This window comes from Microcystis sp. 49638_E5, from assembly GCF_021300285.1.
GTDB lineage: Bacteria > Cyanobacteriota > Cyanobacteriia > Cyanobacteriales > Microcystaceae > Microcystis > Microcystis aeruginosa_C.
Map to the genome: position 1 here is coordinate 1 of NZ_JAJTDH010000122.1, position 11,417 is coordinate 11,417.

Consider the following 11,417-nt stretch of genomic DNA (forward strand, 5'->3'; position numbering starts at 1 on the left):
TAAGAATAGGCTTTTTCCATACCTCACATTTTAGCATATATTTCGTAAATGTGCTAATATTTAACAGCAAAGCCGCCGTAAAACGGCGGGGTTTCAGACCCAAATTTTCGATGAGCAAACGGATCGGTGTGATATTTTTGGGACCGCCCGGATCGGGAAAAGGTACCCAAGCGGCAAAATTAGCGGAATCTCTGACGATTCCCCATATTTCTACCGGTGAAATTTTACGTCAAGCAATTACAGAGAAGACAGAACTTGGTCAGCAAGCACAAGCTTATGTGGAAAAGGGCGAATTAGTCCCCGATGAGTTGTTATTAGGTTTAATTCAGGAACGTTTAAAACAGCCTGACAGTGCTAAGGGTTGGATTCTTGATGGTTTTCCCCGCACGGTGGCACAGGCGAGCTTTTTAGACGCATTACTGGAAGAATTGGCCGATAGTTACACATTTGTGGTTAATTTGGCTGTACCAGATACGGTCTTAATTGAGCGTCTCATGCAACGGGGTCGTCAAGATGATACTAAAGAAACGATCGCCCGTCGCCTACAGGTTTATATCGACCAAACTGCCCCCGTTTTAGATTATTACGGTCAAAAAGGGACTCTTAACCATATCGACGGTAATCAACCGATGGACGCGGTTACTGCCGCTCTAACAGCAGTTGTCACTCCTGTTTAAAGTTTCTCTCAGTCAGTAATCAGTAATCAGTCAGTAAAAATTACAACTTTTTATAAGTTTTTTATATCAAACAAGCTTTAATAGTTGAGAATATTTGAATTTACATTTCGCAATATTTACCTTTTCTTAAGAATTTATTGAAAATAATTCTCATTTGTTTACGAGGTTGCAATACTTCCAGCGATTATGGTATAATTTCGCAGTATGAAATGATGGGTTTTTCTGTGCTTTTTAGGGTTTTTAGCTGTCTGGTGATCCTGAAAACCCTTGCTAAATCTACACTGACCTATTCAGCAACAGCAATAAATGGCAGTTAAAGAGCCTTTTTTAAGCCAACCCGTTGATCAATTAATTGTGTAGTTTTGTTGCAAAGAGAAAGTTTTTTTGACAAAAAGAACAAAGTGTGCTGCTGAGTGATCTATATTGCTTTTATTTATTCTCCCCACACCCCACACCCTACACCCCACACCCCACACCCCACACCCCACACCCTAATCTCCTAGAAGGGAAACTTTACCCTTGCCCCTGCGTCTTGAGCTTCTAAGCAAACAAGCGCCACGCTTGCGATAGAATAGATTGGACTTAGCCTAAATGGGGTCAGCGAAAGAATGTGCGGAATTGTTGGCTATATCGGAACCCAAACAGCGATCGATATTCTCCTAGCTGGATTGGAACGTTTAGAATATCGGGGTTATGATTCGGCAGGGATTGCCACAATTCTCGAAGGTGAATTACATCGAGTCCGCGCCCAGGGAAAACTCTACAATCTGCGGGAAAAATTAGAACAGGAAGTTAATCCCTCCCAAATTGGCATCGGTCACACCCGTTGGGCAACCCACGGCAAACCCGTAGAAAGTAATGCCCATCCCCACACCGATAACAGTCAACGGGTGGCAGTGGTACAGAATGGCATTATCGAAAACTTTCAGGCATTAAGAACAGAATTAAAGGAAAAAGGCTGTATATTTGACTCAGAAACCGACACAGAAGTTATTCCCCATCTAATCGCCAGTTATTTACCCAAACCTACCGATGAAGAATACTTGGGGGTGAGTCCTTTCCTCAAGGCAGTTTTAAAGGCAATTGAACGTTTAGAGGGTGCTTTTGCCCTAGCGGTAATTAGTCCCGATTATCCCGATGAATTGATTGTCGTGCGGCAACACGCTCCTTTAATCATCGGTTTTGGTCAGGGGGAGTTTTTCTGTGCCTCCGATGTCAGTGCTTTGGTTCCCCATACCCGGGCGGTGCTGTCCTTGGATAATGGCGAAATCGCTCAGTTAACACCCTTGGGAGTAGAAATCTATAATTTTGAGGGAAAAAGAGTCCGTAAAAACCCCAGAGTCCTCGATTGGAGTCCGACAACCGTAGAAAAACAGGGTTATCGTCACTTCATGCTCAAGGAAATCTACGAACAACCAGGAGTGGTGCGCGACTGTTTAGGGACCTATCTGCATCCCCATTGGACAGCAGAAAATGGGGATAATGTCAACCCGATAAATATTAATTTTTCTGAGGAAATTTACGATAATTTAGAACATATTCAGATTTTAGCCTGTGGGACCAGTTGGCACGCTAGTTTAGTCGGTAAATACTTGATTGAGCAGTTGGCAGGTATTCCCACAAGAGTACAGTACGCCTCGGAATTTCGCTATGCACCCACCCCCCTGATGCCCAATACTTTAACCATCGGGGTGACGCAATCGGGGGAAACAGCCGACACTTTAGCAGCGTTGGAAACGGAAAAACAGCGTCGTTTAGGATTAGGAAAAAAATATCAGGCCCGGATTATTGGGATTACTAATCGCCCCGAAAGTACCCTAGCACAAATGGTCGATCAGATTATTAATACTCAGGCGGGGATCGAAATCGGGGTGGCGGCAACTAAGAGTTTTACCGCCCAGTTATTGGGTTTTTATCTCTTAGCTTTGGATTTATCCTATCGTCGTCAAACTTTGTCTTTAGAGAGAATCGAGCAAATTATTAATGAAATGCGATCGCTGCCAAGATCGATCGAAACTGTCCTAGAAACACAGGAAAAAGCGATCGAAGAATTAGCCCATGAATTTAATGACACCCAGGACTTTATTTTCTTGGGACGGGGGATTAATTTCCCCATCGCTTTAGAAGGGGCCTTAAAACTCAAAGAAATCAGTTATATTCATGCGGAAGGCTATCCAGCCGGAGAAATGAAACACGGACCAATCGCGCTTTTAGATGCAAAAGTTCCCGTAGTAGCGATTGCGATGCCGGGGGTAGTTTATGATAAAGTTCTCTCCAATGCACAGGAAGCAAAAGCAAGGGATGCGCGGTTATTGGGAGTAGTTGCTGACAACGATACGGAAGCACCAAAAGTCTTTAATGATTTGTTGTATGTGCCGGAAGTTGAGGAATTATTATCGCCAATTTTAACAGTAATTCCCCTACAATTGCTCTCCTATCATATCGCAGCCCGTCGCGGTTTAGACGTGGATCAGCCGCGCAATTTAGCCAAAAGTGTCACGGTAGAATAGGGTTCGGTTGGGTTGAAAGTGTGGTTTAAAGGTCTATTTACACTGAATCGGAACCTATGAATCTTTATGCAACTTCTCAGAATGGGGTTTTAATTCGTCTGACAGAGGAGAGATGGAAACACATTATCAGTGGACATAGTGAATTAGTATCGTATCAAGCGGAGATATTGGAAACCATTCGCTATCCTGAGAAAATCCTAGTAGGAAACCATCAGGAATTGTTGGCAGTTAAACAAATAGTTTCTGGAAAATATCTAATCGTTGTTTATCGAGAATTATTAGATGAGGGATTTATTATTACTGCTTATTTAACCCGTCTTCTTCGTGAATTAACCAAGAGGAAACAAATATGGCCATAACTAGCATTAATATTCAATCTTATCTTAACTTCGCCAAGATGATTCACGCTCTGCCTCAGCAAGATTTTTGGACAGCTTATGATGCAAAAGCAGATATTTTGTATATTAATTTTCATCAACCATCTTTACCAGCGGATGATAGCGAATTAACAGATAATGATGTGATTATTCGTTATCAAGGGGATAAGATCATTGGGTTAAGTATTCTCAATGTTAGTAAAATCCAATGATGCTAAGTAGCTGGTTATAATTAAATTAAAAATGGATTTTAGGTTCGATCCCCCCTTAATCCCCCCTTGATAAGGGGGGTGCCGATCCCCCCTTAATCCCCCCTTGATAAGGGGGGTAAGCTTGGCTAGAAAAGGCTTTAATTAGTGATTGCAAAGCGATCGCTAGGCAAGATTGCCAGATAAAATTGAGAAACTGAGCTATATAGGAGCGATCAATCTTTGTGTCCTTTGTGTCTTTGTGGTTCGTTCCACCCCCTAGCCAGTTTTAGAATATATTTTACCCAGAAAACCTAAGAGACCCCCCGATTTTCAGTACAATATTACTGCAATATTAAAAGCAGTGAACAAATAAACAGCGATGATCACCGGCGAATTAAAATCCAAAATAGATAAACTTTGGACAACCTTCTGGAATAACGGCATTAGTAACCCGCTTTCGGTAATCGAGCAGATTTCCTATTTACTCTTCATCAAGCGCCTAGATGACCTAGAACTGGCTAAGGAGCGTAGGGCCCAACGATTAGGCGAAAACCTCGAAAATCCCACCTTTACCCCCAGCCAACAGCATATCCGTTGGTCCCGCTTCAAAAATATCGATGATGCCGAGACAATGCTCCAGATTGTCCGGGATGAAGCGTTTCCCTTTATCAAAGATCTGGGACAGTTTTCTAAGGGTAGCACCTACGCTAAACACATGAAGGACGCGGTGTTTCTCATCGCCTCCCCGGCCCTGCTGGCCACGGTAATCGAGCAAATTGAAAAAATCCCCATGGAGGATCGGGACACCAAAGGCGACCTTTACGAGTATATGCTCTCGAAACTGAGTACAGCCGGGACTAACGGACAGTTTCGCACACCGCGCCATATTATCAAAATGATGGTGGAGTTATTAGCGCCGGGACCCCGGGAGGTTATCTGTGATCCGGCCTGTGGCACAGGAGGCTTTTTAGTAGCGGCTGCCGAGTATGTGCGGGAGTTAAAGGACAGCGAGGGGGGACGTTTGCTCCATGAACGCGGCAACCTAGAGCATTTCAATAACCAAATGTTCCACGGTTTTGATTTCGATGGGACGATGTTACGCATTGGCAGCATGAACCTGATGTTACACGGTATCGAGCAGCCGATTATCGAGGCCCGGGATTCCCTATCGGAGGATCACGCCGGGGTAGAGGATAGTTTTACCATGATTCTGGCTAATCCACCGTTTAAGGGTTCGCTGGAGAAGTCCACTATTGCCAAGGATTTATCGAAAATCATCGACACCACTAAAACCGAGTTATTATTCATGGCCCTGTTTTTGCGCTTGCTGAAGACGGGGGGAAAAGGTGCGGTAATTGTGCCGGATGGGGTGCTATTTGGCTCGTCCAAGGCCCATAAGGACATCCGCACCATCTTGGTAGAAGAACATAAGCTAGAGGGGGTGATATCGATGCCGTCGGGGGTGTTTAAACCTTATGCGGGGGTATCTACTGCGATCCTGATTTTTACGAAGCTGGGGGTAAGGGAAAAGGGGACTGACTTCGTTTGGTTTTATGACATGGTGGCGGATGGTTTCTCTCTCGATGATAAGCGCCAACCGATTGCCGATAATGATATCCCAGACTTGCTGCGCTGTTGGCAGCAACGCGACTCCGCTAAGGATACCAATCGCCAAGCAAAGGCGTTTTTTGTGCCTCGCGAGGAGATTCAGGCCAATGCTTATGATCTATCAATTAACCGCTATAAGGAGATAGAGTACGAGGAAGTGAGCTATGAGCCGCCGAAGGTGATTTTACAGAAGTTAAGGGCTTTAGAGGCTGATATTCGTCAGGATTTGGACGCATTAGAGGAGATGTTAGGAGATTAGGAGATGAAAAATCTACAGCTAGAGGTTATTCTGCGGGAGATAAAAGATTATTTCCATCTGCTCTATCAAAACCAATTACAGAAAATCGTCCTTTACGGTTCCCAAGCACGGGAAGATGGACGGGAAGATTCTGATATCGATCTTTTGGTCATTCTTTCTGGTGTGGTGGATCCTTATCAGGAAATTGACCGCACGAGTGAATTTATCGCTAGGCTTTGCCTTGATTATAATGTGGTTGTTTCCCGTCATTTTATCTCTGCGGCAAAGTTCCAGAGCGGAGATAATCCATTTCTTGACAATATACGGCGCGAAGGGGTTACGCTTTGAGCGATGATTGCATTGGTAGTTTTGCTCAACCGAAAGGATATTTGATTTATGTTTGAAAATAAGATTTGTCGGCATTTAGAGGGGATGTGATGACTGTAACGACAAAGCAACAGGTAATCAGTCTGCTAGAGCAAAATCAAGGGGAATTACGGCGATTGGGAGTTAGTCGCTGTGGTTTGTTCGGATCTTTTCGGACAGAGCAGACGACAGAGAAGAGCGATGTGGATATTTTGGTGGTGTTTCAACCCGGGATGAAGACATTTAATAATTTTATGGATTTATGTTTCTTTTTGGAGGACTTGTTTGGTCGGAGTGTGGATCTGGTTACACCTGAGTCGTTGAGTCCTTTTTTTGGACAACGAATTCTCGATGAGGTGGAATATGTCCCCTTCGGTTCGTGAGTTTTAGTCCACCGAAAAGATATTTGATTTATGTTTGAAAATAAGATTGATCAGGTTTTACACGCGTTAAAGGAGATGTTGGTATGAGATATATGATTCCTTTAGGAGAAGTGGCGGAATTTATTAATGGAGCGGCGTTCAAACCAGAAGACTGGCATGAAAATGGGCGGAAGATAATTAGAATTCAAAACCTCAATGATTCAAGTAAACCCTATAATCTCACGACCAGAAATGTTGATAAAAAATATGAGGTAAATACAGGAGATATTTTGGTTTCTTGGTCTGCCAGTTTAGGTGTCTTTGAATGGCTAGAAATGGAAACAGCTTGGCTAAATCAACATATATTTAAGGCAATTCCAGATAAAGCAAAAGTACATAAAAATTACTTCAAATACTCTCTAGGTAAAGCCCTCAATGATATGGAGTGCTACTTGCATGGTGCGACTATGAAACACGTAAATCGCAAGGAGTTTCTATCGACAAAAATATATGTACCACCCCTCGAAGAACAGCGAAGAATTGCGGCAATTTTGGATAAAGCGGATGGGGTGCGACGCAAGTGCAAAGAGGCAATTCGGTTGACTGAGGAGTTATTGCGATCAACTTTCCTAGAGATGTTCGGTGATCCTGTTACTAATCCGAAAGGGTGGGAGATAGTCAAAATAGAAAACATTATTGAGCTAGTTTCTGGGCAAGTAGATCCCAGAGAATCGCCATATTCAAATATGCTTCACGTTGGGGGAGATAATATCGAGTCTGGAACTGGCGAGATAAGTGGATGCAAAACTCCCGCCGAATTGTCCCTAATTAGTGGAAAATACTTGTTTCGTAAGGGTGACATTCTTTACTCCAAGATTCGACCATATCTCAATAAAGTTTCTCTACCTGACTTTGATGGCGTGTGTAGTGCCGATATATATCCAATTCGAGTAAATCATAGTTGTGTGACGCCGATTTATATGACCTCTATTCTAAGAAGTAAGGGTTTCCTAGAATATGCTGAGAAGCACTCGACTAGAACAAATATCCCCAAGATAAACAGAAAAGCATTGCTGAGTTTTGAATGTCCTTTGCCACCATTAGGACTTCAAAATCAGTTTACGAACAGCGCAAACAAAATCTTAAAAATTAAAGACCACGAGAAAACGGGAGTCGATAAAGCGAACAATCTCTTTAATTCCCTTTTACAAAGAGCATTTAGGGGGGAACTGTAGCCATGGCAGCCGGCGGATTACTGCCATAATCTTGTGGGAAATGCCATTAAAAAAGACCGTTGGACAATTAACCAAGATTCCTATCATCTCACACTGTCACGCGGGAAAACCCTAGATAAAATAACCGAACTTGCTGTTTTTTTATATAACTGTTAAACAATAATCAGGTAAAATATAGAGATAGCCAAAACTTTGGGAATAATAGAGTTATAGACTGGGGAGCGCAATATGGACTCAAACTTCTCCTTCCTGCGAGATCAATTCCCGACAATCTACGATCATGCCAGCCAAGCGGAGGGATTAGTTTTCAGCAACCCCCGGGCCAGTTGCTTCTATACCCGTTTTGTCCTAGAACAAATGGTCTGCTGGCTCTATAAAAACGACCCCTACCTGCAACCGCCCCGGGACAATAGCCTAGGCGCTCTCATCCACGAGCAAACCTTTAAAGATAACCTTAAACCAGGACTTTTCGGCAAAATTCGCACCATCCACAAAGTCGGCAACAACGCCGCCCACCATACCAGCCCCATCAGTGAACGGGACTCCCTGCACCTGATCGAGGAACTATTTCATCTCACCTACTGGCTGGTGCGCTACTATGGGCAGAATGGGCGAAAATTGGGCGATATTAGCTTCGAGCGCCAGAAGATACCGGCGGCCGCACCCCCCGCTCCCAAACAACTGCAAGACCTAGAAAAACGCCTGTCCCAAAGCGATGCCCTGCGCCAATTGGCCGAAGCAAAACAGCGCCAAACCGAGGCCGAACTGGCAGCCGCTAGGGCCGAACGGGATGCCCTCCTCGCCCAAAATCGAGCGATCGCTGACCGGCACGACTACAACGAAGCCGACACCCGCCGCTACCTGATCGATGTACTACTCCAAGAGGCCGGCTGGGATACCAAAGCCCCCAACGCCACAGAGTTCGAGGTGTGGGGGATGCCCATCCAAAAGCCGGGGGATACTGGGCGCGGTTTCGTCGATTATGTACTATGGGGTGATGACGGCAAACCCCTCGCCCTCGTGGAGGCAAAACGCACCAGCAAAAGCCCCGACAGCGGACAAGATCAGGCCAAACTCTACGCCGACTCCTTAGAAAAAAACTACAACCAACGCCCCGTTATTTTCTACAGCAACGGCTATGAAACCTATCTCTGGGATGATCTCACCTATCCCCCCCGTCCCGTCCTCGGTTTCCTGCGAAAAACCGAGCTAGAACGGCTAATTTTCCGCCGTTCCCACCGTAAACGCCTCAGGGACACCGCCATTAACGAGGATATCGTCGGCCGCCCCTACCAGAAAGAGGCCATCCGCCGCATTACCCAAACCTTTGAAGAAAAGTGCGCCCGTAAGTCCCTGTTGGTTATGGCCACGGGAACCGGTAAAACTCGAACTGCGATCGCATTGGTGGAACTGCTCAAGAGTGCCAATTGGGTAAACCGAGTCCTGTTTCTGGCCGATCGCAATGCCCTATTAAAGCAAGCCTATCGAGCCTTTCAGCGTCATCTACCCAGCGTTACCGTCCTGCATCTGACCCGCAGCAAAGACGTGACGGGGGCTAACGTCATCTTCTCCACCTATCAAACCATGCTCAACGCCATTGATCGCATGGATGCAGAGGGGCGAATCTTTGGGGTGGGTTATTTTGACCTAGTGATCGTCGATGAGGCCCATCGCTCCATTTATCAGAAATACGGCGAAATATTCGATTATTTTGATGCCCTGCTGGTGGGGCTAACTGCCACGCCGCGCTCGGAAATAGACCGGGACACCTACCGCATTTTCCAGCTACCCCAGGGCGTGCCTACCTTCGCCTACGAGTTAAATGATGCCGTTAGGGATGGCCACCTCGTCCCCCCCAAGGGCGTTACTGTGCCGTTTAAGTTTCTGCGTACTGGGGTTAAATACAGTGAGCTAACCCCACAGGAGCGGCTAGACTACGAGGAGAAGTTCCGGGACGAGGAAAGCGGCGAACTACCGCAGGCAATTAACGCAGCTGCCTTTAATGACTGGTTGTTCAATATCGACACCGTGGATCAAGCATTAGAATTATTGATGCAACGGGGGCTAAAGGTCAACAGTGGCGATCGATTGGGTAAAACGATTATTTTTGCCCGTAATCACCGACACGCCCAATGTATCTGCGATCGCTTTAACAGTAACTATCCTCACTACAAAGGTCATTTCGCCAAAATTATTGACAGTCACGACAATTACGCCCAGAGTCTGCTCGATCAGTTCAGCGAAGCCAACAAAGAACCGATTTTAGCCGTCTCGGTGGATATGCTCGATACCGGCGTAGATGTGCCGGAAGTGGTCAATTTGGTCTTTTTTAAGCCCGTATTCTCCCGGGTGAAGTTCAATCAGATGATCGGGCGCGGGACCCGTCTCTGTCAGGATTTGTTTGGGCCTGGCAACCATAAAACCGAGTTTCTGGTCTTCGACCTCTGCGGTAATTTCGAGTATTTCGAGCAGGATATCGATGAAACAAGCCAGAAAATACCCGAAAGCCTCACCAGTCGCCTAGTTAAACATCGCCTCGAGTTGGCAACCCGTCTCGCTCCCTCCAAGCCAAGCGCGACACCTAGGGCAAGAGAGCAGTCCTCTACTTACAAAGTCGAGCGGGCCGACGACCTATACACGAGTTTGCTCGATGCACTCCATCAACACATCGCCACCATGCCCCGGGATAATTTCCTCGTGCGTCGTCGCTTGCCGCAGGTGGAAACCTTTAGTCAGCGCCAGCGTTGGAACAACCTCAGTCAGGAGGACGCGGCCACCATTGCCGACTCCTTGGCCGGTTTACCCAATAGTCTGCCCAATGAGGATCCCCTGGCCAAGGAATTCGACCTTCTCTGTGTGAAACTGCAATTAGCCATTCTCAAGGCCGACCGTAGTTATGAGCGATTGCGGGACAAAGTGCGGGATATTCTCGGTCAACTGGAGACTAAGCCCGATATCCCGATGATTAAGGGACAATTGGCCTTTATTCGCGAGCTGCAGGACGAAAGCTGGTGGACCGGCGCAACGCCGTCGGGAGTGGAGAGGATCCGGGTTCGCATCCGAGATCTGGTCAAGTTTATCGATCGCCAAAAGCAGCAGATCGTGATCACCGATTTTGTCGATGAGATGGGGGAGGTGCAGATTGTCGATATTCCCACCCATCAGACCGGTTTTAGTCGCGAACAGTATCGCCGGAAAGTCGAGGCCTATATCCGTCAGCATCAGGATCACCTTGCGATCGCTAAGTTGCGGCGCAATATCCCCCTAACGGAGACGGATTTATCTGCCCTAGAGGAGATGCTATTTTCGGCCGCAGAAATTGAGAGCCGTCAGCGTTTTGAGGAGGTCTTTGGCCAGACAAAAAGCCTCAAGCTCCTGATCCTGGAAATCGTCGGACTCGATCCCGCAGGGATCCGCGTAGCGGCACGCCAAGCGGCTAAACAAGCTTTTGGCCGTTATTTGCAGGGGACAAACTTCTCGGCCAATCAAATCCGTTTTATCGAAAATATCATCGATATGCTCGCTAAAAACGGAGTTATCAATCCGGGGGCGCTCTACGAGCCTCCTTTTACTGATAACCATCCCGAAGGTCTAGATGGGATGTTTAATGATCAGGAAGCTGATCGGATCGTCTCGATTTTGCGATCATTTAATGAGTCCGTTGATGCGGTTTAAGAACAAGCGCGGTTGATGTAATTGTAATAAGTAGCTGGTTATAATTAAATTAAAAATGGATTTTAGGCTCTTCGGGAATTGTTATGCAAATAATTAACTTAAAATAAAATTCGATGAGAGTGCCTACGCTCAAAAGTATCTGAAATCCATATAGGGAAGGACTTAAGGCATCAACAGG

9 protein-coding genes and 1 pseudogene are annotated in these 11,417 nt (G+C 46.0%); all 10 read left to right on the top strand.

The window, feature by feature from the left end; genetic code table 11:
- The first annotated feature begins 110 nt into the window (after nucleotides 1-110).
- The 10 genes and pseudogenes from LW728_RS21105 (at nucleotide 111) to LW728_RS21150 (ending at nucleotide 11,239) form a co-directional block, all read left to right on the top strand.
- A complete protein-coding gene (locus LW728_RS21105; protein ID WP_002753892.1) occupies nucleotides 111-677 on the top strand; it encodes an adenylate kinase in 567 nt (188 codons plus the stop codon).
- Nucleotides 678-1,285: 608 nt separating this feature from the next.
- The gene (glmS, locus tag LW728_RS21110) at nucleotides 1,286-3,187 is read left to right on the top strand and encodes a glutamine--fructose-6-phosphate transaminase (isomerizing) (RefSeq protein ID WP_287667295.1); all 1,902 of its coding nucleotides are present in this window, start codon (nucleotides 1,286-1,288) and stop codon (nucleotides 3,185-3,187) included.
- Between the two features lie 56 nt (nucleotides 3,188-3,243).
- Entirely contained in the window at nucleotides 3,244-3,546 is a 303-nt protein-coding gene (locus tag LW728_RS21115; RefSeq protein ID WP_287768086.1) for a hypothetical protein, read from the top strand.
- Nucleotides 3,537-3,776: a DUF2283 domain-containing protein gene (locus tag LW728_RS21120; protein WP_002801930.1), complete on the top strand. Its 240-nt coding sequence runs from the start codon at nucleotides 3,537-3,539 to the stop codon at nucleotides 3,774-3,776. The genes LW728_RS21115 and LW728_RS21120 overlap by 10 nt, the downstream gene beginning before the upstream one ends.
- Nucleotides 3,777-4,134: 358 nt before the next feature.
- Nucleotides 4,135-5,622, top strand: coding sequence for a type I restriction-modification system subunit M (locus tag LW728_RS21125; protein ID WP_287768088.1), 1,488 nt, complete (start codon nucleotides 4,135-4,137; stop codon nucleotides 5,620-5,622).
- Between the two features lie 3 nt (nucleotides 5,623-5,625).
- The gene (locus LW728_RS21130; protein ID WP_002750888.1) at nucleotides 5,626-5,949 is read left to right on the top strand and encodes a nucleotidyltransferase domain-containing protein; all 324 of its coding nucleotides are present in this window, start codon (nucleotides 5,626-5,628) and stop codon (nucleotides 5,947-5,949) included.
- 89 nt (nucleotides 5,950-6,038) lie between these two features.
- Entirely contained in the window at nucleotides 6,039-6,350 is a 312-nt protein-coding gene (locus tag LW728_RS21135) for a nucleotidyltransferase family protein (RefSeq protein WP_002731863.1), read from the top strand.
- Nucleotides 6,351-6,442: 92 nt separating this feature from the next.
- Nucleotides 6,443-7,564 (top strand): restriction endonuclease subunit S, encoded by a 1,122-nt coding sequence (locus tag LW728_RS21140; RefSeq protein ID WP_287768091.1) that lies wholly within the window; start codon nucleotides 6,443-6,445, stop codon nucleotides 7,562-7,564.
- Between the two features lie 27 nt (nucleotides 7,565-7,591).
- Nucleotides 7,592-7,720 (top strand): annotated as a pseudogene (locus tag LW728_RS21145) (hypothetical protein); the annotation flags it as partial.
- Nucleotides 7,721-7,792: 72 nt separating this feature from the next.
- On the top strand, nucleotides 7,793-11,239 hold the full coding sequence (locus LW728_RS21150; protein WP_287768094.1) for a DEAD/DEAH box helicase family protein: 3,447 nt from the start codon (nucleotides 7,793-7,795) through the stop codon (nucleotides 11,237-11,239).
- Nucleotides 11,240-11,417: the final 178 nt, after the last annotated feature.